The sequence below is a fragment of the Enterococcus florum genome (assembly GCF_004309355.1).
Lineage (GTDB): Bacteria > Bacillota > Bacilli > Lactobacillales > Enterococcaceae > Enterococcus_A > Enterococcus_A florum.
In genome coordinates this window covers 1-13,552 of sequence record NZ_BJCC01000009.1, presented here as the reverse complement: position 1 = coordinate 13,552, position 13,552 = coordinate 1, and the positions used below count along the sequence as shown (strand labels likewise).

The 13,552-nt window shown below is 46.5% G+C and carries 10 protein-coding genes, 18 tRNA genes, 1 riboswitch and 1 other annotated feature; of the genes, 4 read left to right on the top strand and 24 right to left on the bottom strand.

Annotated elements, in window-relative coordinates; genetic code table 11:
* Positions 1 to 1,503: a UDP-N-acetylmuramoyl-L-alanyl-D-glutamate--L-lysine ligase gene (locus tag NRIC_RS05170; protein ID WP_146621632.1), complete on the top strand. Its 1,503-nt coding sequence runs from the start codon at positions 1 to 3 to the stop codon at positions 1,501 to 1,503.
* A gap of 93 nt (positions 1,504 to 1,596) precedes the next feature.
* Here the strand turns inward: NRIC_RS05170 and NRIC_RS05165 are convergent, their stop codons facing one another.
* The 4 genes from NRIC_RS05165 to leuS all read right to left on the bottom strand — a co-directional run bounded on the left by NRIC_RS05165 (position 1,597) and on the right by leuS (position 6,911).
* Positions 1,597 to 2,532, bottom strand: a complete 936-nt coding sequence (locus tag NRIC_RS05165) for a metal ABC transporter substrate-binding protein (protein ID WP_146621631.1) — start codon at positions 2,530 to 2,532, stop codon at positions 1,597 to 1,599.
* Positions 2,529 to 3,371, bottom strand: a complete 843-nt coding sequence (locus NRIC_RS05160; protein WP_146621630.1) for a metal ABC transporter permease — start codon at positions 3,369 to 3,371, stop codon at positions 2,529 to 2,531. The genes NRIC_RS05165 and NRIC_RS05160 overlap by 4 nt, the downstream gene beginning before the upstream one ends.
* A gap of 22 nt (positions 3,372 to 3,393) precedes the next feature.
* The gene (locus tag NRIC_RS05155) at positions 3,394 to 4,176 is read right to left on the bottom strand and encodes a metal ABC transporter ATP-binding protein (protein ID WP_146621629.1); all 783 of its coding nucleotides are present in this window, start codon (positions 4,174 to 4,176) and stop codon (positions 3,394 to 3,396) included.
* 221 nt (positions 4,177 to 4,397) lie between these two features.
* Positions 4,398 to 6,911, bottom strand: a complete 2,514-nt coding sequence (gene leuS, locus NRIC_RS05150; protein WP_146621628.1) for a leucine--tRNA ligase — start codon at positions 6,909 to 6,911, stop codon at positions 4,398 to 4,400.
* 109 nt (positions 6,912 to 7,020) lie between these two features.
* Positions 7,021 to 7,212 (bottom strand) — a binding site (T-box leader).
* Positions 7,213 to 7,339: 127 nt separating this feature from the next.
* On the opposite strand from leuS, the gene NRIC_RS05145 reads away from it, so the two are divergent.
* Genes NRIC_RS05145 through mnmM form a run of 3 tightly spaced genes read left to right on the top strand, consistent with a single transcriptional unit; the run spans position 7,340 to position 9,523 of the window.
* The gene (locus NRIC_RS05145; RefSeq protein WP_146621627.1) at positions 7,340 to 8,002 is read left to right on the top strand and encodes a phosphatase PAP2 family protein; all 663 of its coding nucleotides are present in this window, start codon (positions 7,340 to 7,342) and stop codon (positions 8,000 to 8,002) included.
* A gap of 14 nt (positions 8,003 to 8,016) precedes the next feature.
* Complete coding sequence (mnmL, locus tag NRIC_RS05140; protein WP_146621626.1) at positions 8,017 to 8,991, top strand: tRNA modification radical SAM protein MnmL/YtqA; 975 nt, start codon at positions 8,017 to 8,019, stop codon at positions 8,989 to 8,991.
* A complete protein-coding gene (gene mnmM, locus NRIC_RS05135; protein ID WP_146621625.1) occupies positions 8,966 to 9,523 on the top strand; it encodes a tRNA 5-(aminomethyl)-2-thiouridylate-methyltransferase MnmM in 558 nt (185 codons plus the stop codon). The genes mnmL and mnmM overlap by 26 nt, the downstream gene beginning before the upstream one ends.
* 16 nt (positions 9,524 to 9,539) lie before the next feature.
* Here the strand turns inward: mnmM and NRIC_RS05130 are convergent, their stop codons facing one another.
* The 20 genes from NRIC_RS05130 to NRIC_RS05035 form a co-directional block, all read right to left on the bottom strand.
* Positions 9,540 to 10,340 (bottom strand): alpha/beta hydrolase, encoded by an 801-nt coding sequence (locus NRIC_RS05130; protein ID WP_146621624.1) that lies wholly within the window; start codon positions 10,338 to 10,340, stop codon positions 9,540 to 9,542.
* Positions 10,341 to 10,470: 130 nt separating this feature from the next.
* Positions 10,471 to 11,658: a methionine adenosyltransferase gene (gene metK / locus NRIC_RS05125; protein ID WP_146621623.1), complete on the bottom strand. Its 1,188-nt coding sequence runs from the start codon at positions 11,656 to 11,658 to the stop codon at positions 10,471 to 10,473.
* Positions 11,656 to 11,739: riboswitch (SMK box riboswitch) on the bottom strand. Its footprint overlaps the gene before it by 3 nt.
* A gap of 92 nt (positions 11,740 to 11,831) precedes the next feature.
* A tRNA-Glu gene (locus tag NRIC_RS05120) sits at positions 11,832 to 11,903 on the bottom strand.
* A gap of 12 nt (positions 11,904 to 11,915) precedes the next feature.
* Positions 11,916 to 12,003: transfer RNA gene (locus tag NRIC_RS05115), tRNA-Ser, on the bottom strand.
* Between the two features lie 23 nt (positions 12,004 to 12,026).
* A tRNA-Ile gene (locus tag NRIC_RS05110) sits at positions 12,027 to 12,100 on the bottom strand.
* A gap of 14 nt (positions 12,101 to 12,114) precedes the next feature.
* A tRNA-Gly gene (locus tag NRIC_RS05105) sits at positions 12,115 to 12,185 on the bottom strand.
* Positions 12,186 to 12,195: 10 nt separating this feature from the next.
* Positions 12,196 to 12,268, bottom strand: a tRNA-Phe gene (locus NRIC_RS05100).
* A gap of 5 nt (positions 12,269 to 12,273) precedes the next feature.
* Positions 12,274 to 12,346, bottom strand: a tRNA-Asp gene (locus NRIC_RS05095).
* Positions 12,347 to 12,365: 19 nt separating this feature from the next.
* Positions 12,366 to 12,439 (bottom strand) — tRNA-Met (locus tag NRIC_RS05090).
* A gap of 45 nt (positions 12,440 to 12,484) precedes the next feature.
* Positions 12,485 to 12,574, bottom strand: a tRNA-Ser gene (locus tag NRIC_RS05085).
* A 10-nt stretch (positions 12,575 to 12,584) separates the two neighbouring features.
* A tRNA-Glu gene (locus NRIC_RS05080) sits at positions 12,585 to 12,656 on the bottom strand.
* A gap of 13 nt (positions 12,657 to 12,669) precedes the next feature.
* Positions 12,670 to 12,743 (bottom strand) — tRNA-Ile (locus tag NRIC_RS05075).
* A 14-nt stretch (positions 12,744 to 12,757) separates the two neighbouring features.
* Positions 12,758 to 12,828, bottom strand: a tRNA-Gly gene (locus NRIC_RS05070).
* A gap of 1 nt (position 12,829) precedes the next feature.
* Positions 12,830 to 12,905, bottom strand: a tRNA-Asp gene (locus tag NRIC_RS05065).
* 19 nt (positions 12,906 to 12,924) lie between these two features.
* A tRNA-Met gene (locus NRIC_RS05060) sits at positions 12,925 to 12,998 on the bottom strand.
* A 45-nt stretch (positions 12,999 to 13,043) separates the two neighbouring features.
* Positions 13,044 to 13,133 (bottom strand) — tRNA-Ser (locus NRIC_RS05055).
* 15 nt (positions 13,134 to 13,148) lie between these two features.
* Positions 13,149 to 13,222, bottom strand: a tRNA-Ile gene (locus NRIC_RS05050).
* 13 nt (positions 13,223 to 13,235) lie between these two features.
* Positions 13,236 to 13,309: transfer RNA gene (locus NRIC_RS05045), tRNA-Met, on the bottom strand.
* Positions 13,310 to 13,333: 24 nt separating this feature from the next.
* Positions 13,334 to 13,406: transfer RNA gene (locus NRIC_RS05040), tRNA-Ala, on the bottom strand.
* 16 nt (positions 13,407 to 13,422) lie between these two features.
* A tRNA-Pro gene (locus tag NRIC_RS05035) sits at positions 13,423 to 13,496 on the bottom strand.
* Positions 13,497 to 13,552: the final 56 nt, after the last annotated feature.

The following is a 13,552-nucleotide window of genomic DNA, read 5'->3' as shown; positions in this document are numbered from 1 at the left end:
ATGACATTAACTTTATCACAAATCCAAAGCCTGCTTGAACAGGAACACTTATTAAGAGAATTCATCACCCCGGCAAAATGGTCGTTGACCGCGCCTTTTGAAAAAGAATTCTCTCAGCTGTCTTACGATTCCCGAAAGGCTGATGCTGACACCTTGTTCTTTTGCAAAGGCAATCACTTTAAACAAAGCTATTTGGAACAAGCTCTGGAACAAGGCTTGCACGTGTATATCGCTGAACAGCCTTTTGAGGTCGATGCAGATTTAGCGATCATTGTCCACGATATTCGACGGACATTGGCAGTGCTGAGTATGGCCTTTTACGATTACCCGCAGGAAAAGCTGCAGATTATCGGTATCACGGGGACTAAAGGAAAAACCACAACCGCTTATTTTGTCAAAGAAATCCTGGAGCGGGCGACAACCCATAAAACAGCCATGTTCTCGACTGTCCAAACAACCGTGGACGGAGTGAACTTTTTTAAGTCAAAACTGACGACACCTGAATCACTGGAGCTTTATGAAATGATGCATCAAGCCGTCCAAAATGGTATGACTCACTTGGTCATGGAAGTTTCTTCTCAGGCATACAAGGTCGAGCGAGTCTACAAGCTGTTGTTCGATGTTGGCATCTTCTTAAATATCTCTCCCGATCATATCGGGCCGATCGAGCATCCGACCTTTGAAGACTATTTTTATTGCAAGCGACAATTGATCACGCATTCCAAACAGCTGATCATCCAAAATGAGACCGATCATTTGGATTTATTGCTGGAAATTGCGTTGACTCACAACATTCCAGTCACCACTTACGGAAATGCTGGAGCAGATTATTTTGTAGAAACGTTGGAACATCCTTTGCAATTCTGCTTGTCTGATACGAAGGCTTCCGAAAAAGCGGTTGAGAAATATGAAATACGTTTGGCCGGCCATTTCAATCAGGAGAATGCTGCGGCAGCTTTACTGGCCAGCAGACTGGTCGGTGCTGATCCTGTCAGCATCCAAACTGGATTGAAAGAAGCCTTGGTCCCTGGCCGCATGAATCTGCTGCTGAAAGAGAACGGGGCACACATTTACGTCGATTATGCTCATAATTACTTGAGCATGAAGAGCATCCTCTCTTTTGCCAAAGATAACCATCCTGATGGGACGGTGACCGTTGTGACAGGTTCCACTGGAAACAAAGCAGAGTCTCGGCGTGAAGGTCTGGGCCAAGCGATCGGCGAATATGCCGACGCTGCTGTTTTGACAATCGATGATTCGAACTTCGAGGATCCGAAAAAAATTGCTGAAGAAATCCACGCAGCCATCAACAATGATCACGTAAGCGTCAGCTATGATTTCGATCGAAAGCATGCGATCGAAACCTTATTGGCCCAAGCTGGTCCAAAGGATGCCATCGTCTTAGCCGGCAAAGGGACAGACACGTACATGACCGTCAATGGAGAAGATCTGCCTTACGAAGGCGATTATGCTATCGTTCAACAGTATCTAGCCTCTCATTGATTCAACTCACGACAAAAAGCGGCACGCCCTCTATCTAGGAGAGCGTGCCGCTTCTTCAGTTGAACAGCCGAGTTCGAGAGTGGTTCAAAAGACTTATTGAGACAACCCTTCTGCGATATTGTCTAAATTCCATTTCATCATCGCATAGTAGCTGTCGCCCTCTTCACCTTCTTCAGCAACAGAGTCTGTAAAGACGGTTGAATAGATCGGAATGCCGGTGTCTTTAGAAACCGACTGCATCGGTCGTTCATTGACACTGCTTTCGACAAATAAGGCAGGAACTTCACTGTCTCTCAACTCCTGCACCAAATGCTTGATTTGATCAGGGGTACCTTCTTCTTCCGTGTTGATCTCCCAAATGTAGTCGCTGGGAATACCATAGGCAGCAGAGAAATACTTGAAGCTGCCTTCACTGGTCACGATTCGCTTTTTCTCTTCTGGGATCGCTGCAAATTTCTCCTTGGCTTCGGCATCTAGTTTGCTTAGTTTCTCTACATAGTCCGCTAGATTTTCTTGATAAAACGCTGCATTGTCCGGATCTTTAGCAGACAACTGCTTCTCGATATTCTGTGCATAGATGATCCCGTTCTCCAGATTCAGCCACGCATGGGGATCTTCTTTTCCAGCTTCCGTTTGGCCTTCCAAGTAGATCACGTCCACGCCGTCGCTGGCAGCAAAATAGTCTTGGTCTTTTTTCTTGTCGGCATTGTTGACCAATTTCGTAAACCAAGCATTCCCGCCAGTTTCCAAATTGATGCCATTGTAAAAAATCACATCTGCTTGTGTCGTCTTTTGAATATCCTCTGGCAAAGGTTCATACTCATGCGGATTTTTCCCGACTGGCACGATGCTGTGCAAGTTGATACGATCTTGCCCAATCGTTTCGGTCATGTCAGCCAAAATCGAATTGGTAACAACCACTTGCAGTCTCTCATCCTCCGCATCATTAGAAGCGGAATTAGTAGAACAAGCCGCTAATCCAAACAAAGCGAGACCTGCAAAAAGAGCTCCTTGAATTATTTTTTTCATTGATTTACAACCTTCCTTCTTAAAAAATGTTGTTTCGGTGAAACAAAAAAGCTGATGATAAAAAAGCTGGTCGCTGTCAACACGATCGATGACCCTACAGCAAGGTTGTAGGTGTAGCCGATAAACAACCCAACCAAGGAAGAAAGTGCGCCTAAAGCCGCAGATAAAATCATCATGGCTTTCAAGCTGTTGGTATACAAGTAGGCCGTTGCTGCCGGCGTAATTAACAGGGCAACAATCAAGATCGTTCCCACACTTTGCATCGCAGTCACAGCTACCAGCGTCAGTAAGATCATTAACAAATAATGGTAAAAATTGACTTTCATCCCCAGCGCCTTGGCCATGAGAGGATCAAAAGAAGTAATCAGCAGTTCCTTGAAAAAGAGGAGAATCACTGCCAATACAACGACAGACACACCGATCGTGATCCATTTGTCGAGATCCTGAACGGCCAAAATATTCCCAAACAAAATATGAAACAGGTCCGTTGAACTATTGGCTACTCCGATCAATATGACCCCCAGCGCCAAAAACGAACTGAAGGTGATTCCGATCGCCGTGTCTCCCTTAACGACACTGTTGCTCTTGATAAAGGTGATCAATATTGAGGCAAAAATACCGAATGTGATTGCGCCAATAAAAAAGTTGATTCCTAAAATATACGAAATGGCCACTCCGGGTAAAACAGCATGTGAGATCGCATCGCCCATCAAAGACATTCCTCTTAAAATGATAAAACAGCCTACTATACCGGAAATGATTCCAATCACCAATGCAGTGATCAGGGCATTTTGCAAGAAATGAAACTCTTGCAATCCCTGTATAAAGTTGCTTAACATGTCATTCCTCCTATCTCACGAATTACATCGCCTGTTCTGTATTCCGCAGCTTTTCCTGAAACGGTCCGCTTTGAAAGGCAGATTCGGCATCTTGTCCAATAAAAATCGTTTCGCCGTACGCATGAATCAAATTCCGCTTGCAGAAGGTCTCTCTTGTTTTTCCCGCTGCAATCAGCTGTTTGTTCAGTAAGATCACCTGGTCAAAGTATTGCTCCACACGTCCTAAATCATGATGAACGATCAATATCGTCTTTCCTTCTGCCTTCAATTGCTGCAAGGTTTGCATGATGATTCCCTCACTGACAGAATCAATCCCTACAAAGGGTTCATCCAGAAAAATATACTCTGCTTGCTGGACAAGGCAGCGGGCTACCAAAACACGCTGGAATTGTCCGCCAGACAATTCACTAATTTGGCGATTACTGTAGTCAGACAGTCCCACCTGCTCCAGCGCGTGAGCGACATCCTGCCAATTTTTCTTTTTTAGTCGTTTGAATAAACCGACTGCTGGGTACGTCCCTAAAGAGACACACTCCTTGACCGTGATCGGGAAAGTAAAATCGATCGCACTCTTTTGCTCCACGTAAGCAATCGACGATAAGACTTTCTCAGAGGGCTGTCCATCGATCAGTGTAGCTCCCTTGTGTGGAATGACCGACAAAATGGCCTTCAGCAGGGTCGACTTTCCAGCACCATTGGGACCAATGATTCCTGTGATGGTTGGACCTTCTAATACGAAATCAATATCCTTCAAAGCAACGACTTGGTTGTTGTAGGAGACACTTAATTGTTTACATTCAATCATGTAGTTCACCTCTTTAAAATTATACAGCCTATCCTTTTTATATTTTTAGGCTAACCTAAAATAAAAAGAAAGTCAACTATTTAATTTAGGCATACCTAATTATGTTCTTAACAAATAGGTCATCCGGCAGATCCTAATTAGCTAAGTTTCTTTGCCTAATCAACAAAAAAAGCCTTGAAAACCAATACCTGGTTTTCAAGACTTTCAAACGGACAATCCTTTTAATTCGCCACGATGTTGACCAATTTATTTGGAACAACGATCACCTTGCGAACCGTTTTTCCGTCGATATTGCGTTGGATCAGTTCATCCGCCATAGCAATCTTTTCCATCTCTTCTTTAGCTAGATCGATTGGAACGATCGCCTTCGAACGGACTTTGCCGTTGACTTGCAGGATGACTTCAATTTCATTTTCAACTAGAGCTGCTTCATCATAGACTGGCCACGCAACATAAGAAATGCTTTCTTCATGCCCTAGGATCTGCCACAGCTCTTCACCAAGATGCGGTGCGATCGGTGCCAGTAATTGGACAAATCCTTCAATGTATTCATACGTCAGTGCATCAACCTTGTAGGCTTCATTGACGAAGACCATCAGCTGGGAAATGGCTGTGTTAAAGTGCAGATTTTCAATATCTTCAGTCACTTTCTTCACGGTCTGGTTATAAACCTTCGTCAGCTTGCCATCATTGAAGGTCGTGATATGGTCACGCATTTTTCCATCTTGATCCACGATCAGGCGCCAAACACGATCCAAGAACTTCCGGCTGCCCTCCAGCCCGCTTTCGCTCCAAGGAATCGCTGCATCCAGAGGGCCCATAAACATTTCATAGGTCCGCAAGGTATCGGCACCATATTTTTGGATCACGTCATCTGGATTGATGACATTCTTTAAGGACTTGCTCATTTTTGCCGGTCCTTCTTCTAATTCTTCGCCCGTTTCGACGTTGAACCAGCCGCCATCCCGTTTTTCTACCATGTTTGTCGGAACGAGAGCTCCTCGACTATCACGGTAGCTTTGCCCCAAGATCATCCCTTGATTGTACAGCTTTTGGAAGGGTTCCTTCGTTGGTACTACGCCGATATCATAGAGGAACTTATGCCAGAAGCGAGCATAAAGCAAATGCAAGACGGCATGTTCCGCACCGCCGATATAAAGATCGACTGGCATCCAGCGTTCCAATTTCTCAAAATCCGCCAACGTTTCTTTGTTGTGCGGATCGATAAAGCGCAAGAAATACCAAGAGCTTCCAGCCCATTGCGGCATCGTATTGGTTTCACGGCGACCCTTCATCCCCGTCTTTGGATCGACCACGTTAACCCATTCATCGATATTGGCAAGTGGAGATTCGCCGGTTCCGCTAGGTTGAATGTTTTCGGTTTTCGGCAAGACCAACGGCAACTCGTAATCTGGCACCAATCCGGTCGTTCCATCTTCCCAATGAATCACAGGGATCGGTTCTCCCCAATAGCGCTGACGTGAGAACAGCCAGTCTCTCAATCGATAGCTAACTTCCTTTTTACCGCAATTGTGTTCTTCCAGCCAAGCGACCATGTTATCGATTCCGTCTTGCTTATTCAACCCATTCAAGAAATCAGAATTGATATGCTCCCCATCCCCAGTGAAGGCTTCGTTTTCAACATCTCCGCCAGCCAAAACTGGAACGATCTCCAGTCCAAAAGTTTTCGCAAATTCATAATCGCGCTCATCATGGGCAGGTACCGCCATGATTGCTCCGGTTCCATAGGATGACAATACGTAATCCGCGATCCAAATCGGGATCTCTTTGCCGTTCACCGGATTAATTGCGTAGGCGCCTGTGAAGACACCGGTTTTCTCCTTTGCCAGATCTGTACGGTTCAACTCAGATTTTTTAGCGGCCTCTTCGATATAGGCATCAACAGCGGCCTTGTGTTCCGGTGTTGTGATCTCTTGGACTAAGCCTAATTCAGGAGCCATCACTGCATAGGTCGCTCCAAACAAAGTATCTGGACGTGTTGTGAAGACCGTGAATGTTTCCTCACGATTGGCGATCTTGAAGGTCACATTGGCACCGATCGAGCGGCCGATCCAATTGCGCTGCATTTCTTTGATGTTTTCCGGCCAGTCGACTTCTTCCAAGTCATCCAGCAAACGGTCCGCATAGGCTGTGATCTTCAACATCCACTGACGCATCGGTTTGCGCACGACATCGTACCCGCCACGCTCGCTCTTGCCGTCGATCACTTCTTCGTTTGAAATCACGGTTCCCAACTCGGGTACCCAGTTGACTGGTACTTCGGCTTCGTAAGCCAATCCTTTTTCGTACATTTGTTCAAAGATCCATTGTGTCCATTTGTAGTATTCAGGATCTGTCGTATTGATCTCCCGATTCCAATCATAGCTGAAGCCTAAAGAATTGATTTGACGCTTAAAGGTTTCGATATTTTTTTTCGTAAATTCCGCAGGGTCATTCCCAGTATCCAGCGCATATTGCTCTGCGGGCAGGCCAAAAGCATCCCAGCCCATTGGATGCAGCACATTGAACCCTTGTGCGCGTTTCATCCGGGAAATGATATCTGTTGCGGTATATCCCTCTGGGTGTCCTACATGCAACCCTTGTCCAGATGGGTAAGGAAACATATCCAGTGCATAAAAATTGGGTTGGTTTGGGTCGTCATGGGTATTGAAGGTGTTGTGTTTTGCCCAATATTTTTGCCATCTTTTTTCAATCACCTTATGATCGTAACTCACTCTTTTTCCTCCTATATGTCGGTTATTTGTATACAGTTTATCATTGAACAGCGATACAGCCCTGCTGCTGCAGAACCTCAAGAAAAAAAGCCCTATAGGAACTTCACTCCTATAGGACGTTATCAACGTGGTACCACCTATCTTTATCCGAAACGCTCGGACCTCAAAAAGATAACGGCTGTCTGGCCGGATCACGAATGACCTGCTCCAAGGTAAGTTCAAAGGTTCGCATACACACTCCCAGCTGCCGTGTGCTCTCTGAAATGCCAAAGCTTTTACTACTCCTCATCGTTGCATCGATATTCAAGTAGTTTCATCTTAGCAGATTCATTCGGGAAATTCAATTTAATTCGCTTTAAGAATGCGCAAAAAAGATTGAGCTGACCGGGCAACATGATATAATAGATTGCGTTTAGAAAGGAACGATTATGAAGAATAAATTGTACATGCAGACTGCTGGAAGTTTTACTTTGCTTTTATTTGCTGCTTTGGCTTATATTCTGCGCTTTTATCCCGATACACTTGCCGGCTTTGATCGAGCGGTCATTGAGACGGTTCATCGCCTGTCTCCTGGAATGAACAGCTTTTTTCTGTGGATCACTAAATTTGCGAATCCTTTGACAATCGTCATTTTAACTGTTGTATTTTTAACTTTATTTTGGCTCAATCGGCAAAAGATTACTGCACTCTGGTTTGCGATCAGCATGGCAGGGATCAGCGGTGCTGTCAACCATCTGTTGAAGCTGTTTTTCCACCGTGCAAGACCGACGATCCTGCCTCACATGGTTACAGAACACAGCTTTAGTTTTCCTAGCGGCCATTCGACTGCCAGCATGTTGATTTTCGGTACGTTGATACTGGTGGCGGAATTGTTTGTGGGAAACAAGACTGGACGAAGGATCCTCCAAGTACTGCTAGGTCTTTTGATCCTTGCTATCGGTGTCAGCCGGGTCTACTTAGGGGTCCATTATCCAACTGATGTGCTGGCTGGCTTTCTTTTGGGGAGCAGCTGGCTGTTGCTGACATATCCTTACTACCGGCAGTATAAGCTAGTCTATGACATGAAACAAATTCAGAAAAAAAGATCATAAATCGAGGCGAACCCATGTTTTTATATTCAGAAGATCCCACCAAACGATATCATTCGTGGAATTATGCTCTGCGTCAGGAGTTTGGTGGAAAAATTTTTAAAGTTCCGGTCGATGGCGGCTTTGACTGCCCAAATCGAGATGGAACAGTGGCACACGGCGGCTGCACCTTTTGCAGTGTCTCTGGGTCTGGCGACATGATCGTGGCGCCAAACGAAGCACTGCCGGTTCAATTTCAAAAGGAAATCGACATGATGCATCAGAAGTGGCCGGCAGTCGATCAGTACATCGTCTATTTTCAAAATTTCACTAATACTCATGCCCCAGTGGAAATCATCAGGGAACGCTTCGAGCAAGTGGTCAATTTACCTGGCGTCGTAGGCTTGTCCGTTGGTACACGTCCAGACTGTCTGCCTTCTGAGGTCGTCGACTATTTGGCCGAATTGAATCAGCGTTTGTATTTGTGGGTCGAACTAGGGCTGCAAACCACCTATGAACAAACCAGTGAACAAATCAATCGCGCCCATGATTATCCGACCTATGTCGATGCTGTGGCCCGGCTGCGGCAGCATAACATCAATGTCTGCACTCATTTGATCAACGGCCTTCCTGGAGAATCACTGGACATGATGCGGGAGAATGTTCGCCGTACCCTTCTAGATTCTGACATTCAGGGCATCAAGCTTCATCTGCTTCATCTGATGCGAAACACAAAGATGTTAAGAGATTACGCCGAGGGTCGGCTGCAGCTGATGAGCAAGCAGGACTATGTATCTGTGGTATGCGACCAGCTGGAAATGATTCCTCAGGAGATCATCATCCATCGGTTGACAGGAGATGCCCCTTGGGATGCGCTGGTGGGCCCAATGTGGAGCCTCAAAAAATGGGAAGTGTTGAATGCCATCGATCAAGAATTGCTCCACAGAGATTCCTACCAGGGAAAATTCAATATACGGGAGAAAACGCATGCTGCAAACCGCTTTACAATTTAGCCATACCTTGCTGCAGGAGGTCGTACAGCAAGGTGACCAAGTGATCGATGCCACAATCGGCAACGGTTATGACACTCGCTTTCTTGCCGAATTAGTAGGCGAAACAGGCCATGTCTACGGTTATGATGTACAAGAACAAGCACGTCAAGCAACCATAGACAGACTTGGTGATTTAATAGATCGTACAACTCTCCATCTCTCGGGTCATCAAACCATCGACGCTACGATCCCTGTGGATCTGCCGATTCAAGCAGCTATTTTCAATCTAGGCTACTTGCCGAAAAGCAACAAGCAGATCATCACTTTGCCGGAAACGACTCAGATCGCCATGGAGGCCATTCTTGAGCGGTTAACTGCTGGTGGCAGAATGGTAATCGTCATCTATTATGGCCACGATGGCGGAGAGAAAGAGAAGCATCAAGTACTCCATTACTGCAAAACACTTCCTCAAGAACAATTTAGTGTGTTGAGCTATCAATTTATCAATCAAAGAGGCAACCCGCCGATCTTGATTTGTGTAGAAAAAAAATAGAGCAAAGACGGAGCATTTACTCCGTCTTTGCTCTATTTTCGTCAAACATCCACTCTAACGCACGTTGGATCCATTGATCCCAAAAGACCCAATTGTGTTCGCCGGGCCCTTCCTCAAAAGTAACCGCTGGTAAGACAGCCTGCATCTTCTTCGCCACATACTGATTAGCCGGATACAAGAAGTCCTCTGTCCCGCAGGCCAAGAAAAAGCGCGGTTTCGGCTGACTACTTTTGACAAGTTCCTCAAGCATTACCAGCGGATCATTTTTCGAGCCCTTGATTTCTCCGATAGGTCCAAAGATTCCTTCCCAGTACGCTGCTTTTCGTGTAGCCAGCAGACCTTCTACACTGTCAAAAGAAAGTGCCCCAGACAAGGAAGCGATTGCCGCAAAATCGTTTGGTTTCTTTAACCCTAATTTCATCGCTCCATATCCGCCCATCGACAAACCGGCAGCAAATGTCTGTTCTCGCTTATGCGTGATCTGAGGAAACAGCTCATGTACGATCATCGGCAGTTCCTCTGCGACAAATGTCCAATAATTCATGTCATAGGTGGTATCTGTATAAAAACCTAAATCAGTCGAAGGCATCACTACAGCCAACTGATATTTGGCCGCATACCGTTCGATCGAGGTCCGACGAGCCCAGACGCTATGGTTTCCCCCCATGCCATGCAGCAAATACAATACCGGCACGTCCTCTGACTTCCCTGTCGTTTCCGTCCCAATTTTTTTATGCGTCGTTTGTGGAAGCAGAAAATTGATGGAAACTTCCATTTCTAAGACATTCGAATAGACACTCGCTTGTAAAAAAGCCATTTCGGTTCCTCCTTTTGTTCAAGTGTACCATTTTTTCGTTTCTTGCCAACCAATACTAAACATTCACTCGTCAGTGGTTGGTCCTGCAGTGAAGCAAAAAAGAGACGCTAAAAAACGTCTCTCCGATCAATTAGCCCTGTATACTCTTTTTCAGAGCCTCTGCTTTATCCGTCTTCTCCCAAGGAAGCTCAATATCTGTTCGGCCAAAATGACCGTAGGCAGCCGTTTGTTGATAGATCGGCCGCTGTAAATCCAGCATCTTGATGATTCCGGCAGGACGCAGATCAAACTGTTCACGAATTGCTTCGATCAATTTTTCTTCGGAAACCTCAGCCGTCTCAAACGTGTTGATAGAAATCGAAACAGGCTGAGCCACGCCGATCGCATACGCCAATTGCACCTCTACCTTGTCTGCTAAACCTGCTGCAACAATATTTTTTGCGATGTATCGGGCAGCGTAAGAGGCAGATCGATCAACCTTCGTCGCGTCTTTGCCTGAAAAAGCGCCGCCGCCATGACGTGAATAGCCGCCATAGGTATCCACAATAATTTTTCGTCCCGTTAACCCAGCATCGCCTTGCGGTCCGCCAATCACGAAACGGCCCGTTGGATTGATAAAGTAGCGGGTTTTCTCATCCAAAAGCTCCGCAGGGATCACCGCCCGAATCACTTTATCCATCACCACTTTGCGAATGGTTTCGTTGTCCGCTGATTCAGCATGCTGCGTGCTGATAACAACCGTGTCCACACGCAATGGTTTATCCTGTTCATCGTACTCAACGGTTACCTGAGATTTCGCATCAGGTCGCAGAAAATCAACTTCCTCAGATTTCCTCAAATCAGCAAGTCGCTTGACCAATTTGTGACTCAATGAAATCGGCAGCGGCATCAACTCAGGCGTTTCATTGACCGCAAAGCCGAACATCAAACCTTGGTCACCAGCACCAATTTCATCCAAGTCCGTCTCTTTACCTCGAATCTCCAGTGCTTGATCCACACCCTGAGCAATATCGGGAGACTGCTCATCGATTGCGACCAGCACAGCGACATTGTCTCCGTCAAATCCAAATTTTGAGCGAGTATAACCTATTTGTTTGATCGTACTGCGAACAACTTTTTGAATATCTACATAGGCAGTCGTAGATATTTCACCAAACACTAACACTAAGCCAGTAGTAACGGAAGTCTCACAAGCAACACGAGCTTGTGGGTCCTTTGCTAAAATCGCATCGAGGATCGCATCGCTGATTTGATCAGCCACTTTATCCGGATGCCCTTCTGAAACGGATTCAGAAGTAAATAATCGACGTTCTTTCATTTTTCCTATTCCCCCTAATATTTATTCGGTTACAAGGCATCTCTGGAGTCCTCCAGAGCCTATCGGGAACCTGCAACGAACTGATTATACCAGAAAACGCGCGAAAGTCACACTTTATCGTGATTAAACTCGAAAACACAAAAAAAGAGATGATCCATCATCTCTTTAAGCAATGACCCGTACGGGAATCGAACCCGTGTTACCGCCGTGAAAGGGCGGTGTCTTAACCGCTTGACCAACGGGCCTTTATTAAAAAACGGAGAAGGAGGGATTTGAACCCTCGCGCCGGTTTCCCGACCTACACCCTTAGCAGGGGCGCCTCTTCAGCCACTTGAGTACTTCCCCAAAAAACCAAAAATGATTTTTAATGGGCCTAAATGGACTCGAACCATCGACCTCACGCTTATCAGGCGTGCGCTCTAACCAGCTGAGCTATAGGCCCCTCATAAAAACTAAAGCGGGTGACGAGAATCGAACTCGCGACAACAGCTTGGAAGGCTGTGGTTTTACCACTAAACTACACCCGCAGCAGTGATATGGCGCGGGACAGAATCGAACTGCCGACACATGGAGCTTCAATCCATTGCTCTACCAACTGAGCTACCGAGCCAAAAGCGGTCCCGACGGGATTTGAACCCGCGATCTCCTGCGTGACAGGCAGGCATGTTAACCCCTACACCACGGAACCAGTTTTTTAGTTTTTACAATTGCGGGAGCAGGATTTGAACCTACGACCTTCGGGTTATGAGCCCGACGAGCTACCAGACTGCTCCATCCCGCGATAATAGTATTTTTGCCTCTACCTGTTTAAACAAATAGCTGCGAAAGGAGGATAAGGGATTCGAACCCTTGCACGGTTTTACCCGCCTGACGGTTTTCAAGACCGTTCCCTTCAGCCGGACTTGGGTAATCCTCCATAAAAAAAGTGACCCGTACGGGATTCGAACCCGTGTTACCGCCGTGAAAGGGCGGTGTCTTAACCGCTTGACCAACGGGCCTAAATTGTACCAATGGGCCTAAATGGACTCGAACCATCGACCTCACGCTTATCAGGCGTGCGCTCTAACCAGCTGAGCTATAGGCCCCTCATAAAAACTAAAGCGGGTGACGAGAATCGAACTCGCGACAACAGCTTGGAAGGCTGTGGTTTTACCACTAAACTACACCCGCGTGGCGGTCCCGACGGGATTTGAACCCGCGATCTCCTGCGTGACAGGCAGGCATGTTAACCCCTACACCACGGAACCAGTTTTTTAGTTTTTACAATTGCGGGAGCAGGATTTGAACCTACGACCTTCGGGTTATGAGCCCGACGAGCTACCAGACTGCTCCATCCCGCGATAATAGTATTTTTGCCTCTATCTGTTTAAACAAATAGCTGCGAAAGGAGGATAAGGGATTCGAACCCTTGCACGGTTTTACCCGCCTGACGGTTTTCAAGACCGTTCCCTTCAGCCGGACTTGGGTAATCCTCCATAAAAGAGTCACAATGGACCTTGTAGGACTCGAACCTACGACCGGACGGTTATGAGCCGTCTGCTCTAACCAACTGAGCTAAAGGTCCTGGCTCGAAAAAATCGCGGCGGAGGGGATCGAACCCCCGACCTCCCGGGTATGAACCGGACGCTCTAGCCAGCTGAGCTACACCGCGTAATTAAAATACTCATATTAAAAATGGAGCCTAGCGGGATCGAACCGCTGACCTCCTGCGTGCAAAGCAGGCGCTCTCCCAGCTGAGCTAAGGCCCCATCACTTTTAATATAATCGGGAAGACAGGATTCGAACCTGCGACACCTTGGTCCCAAACCAAGTACTCTACCAAGCTGAGCTACTTCCCGAAACGCGCCCAAGAGGAGTCGAACCCCTAACCTTTTGATCCGTAGTCAAACACTCT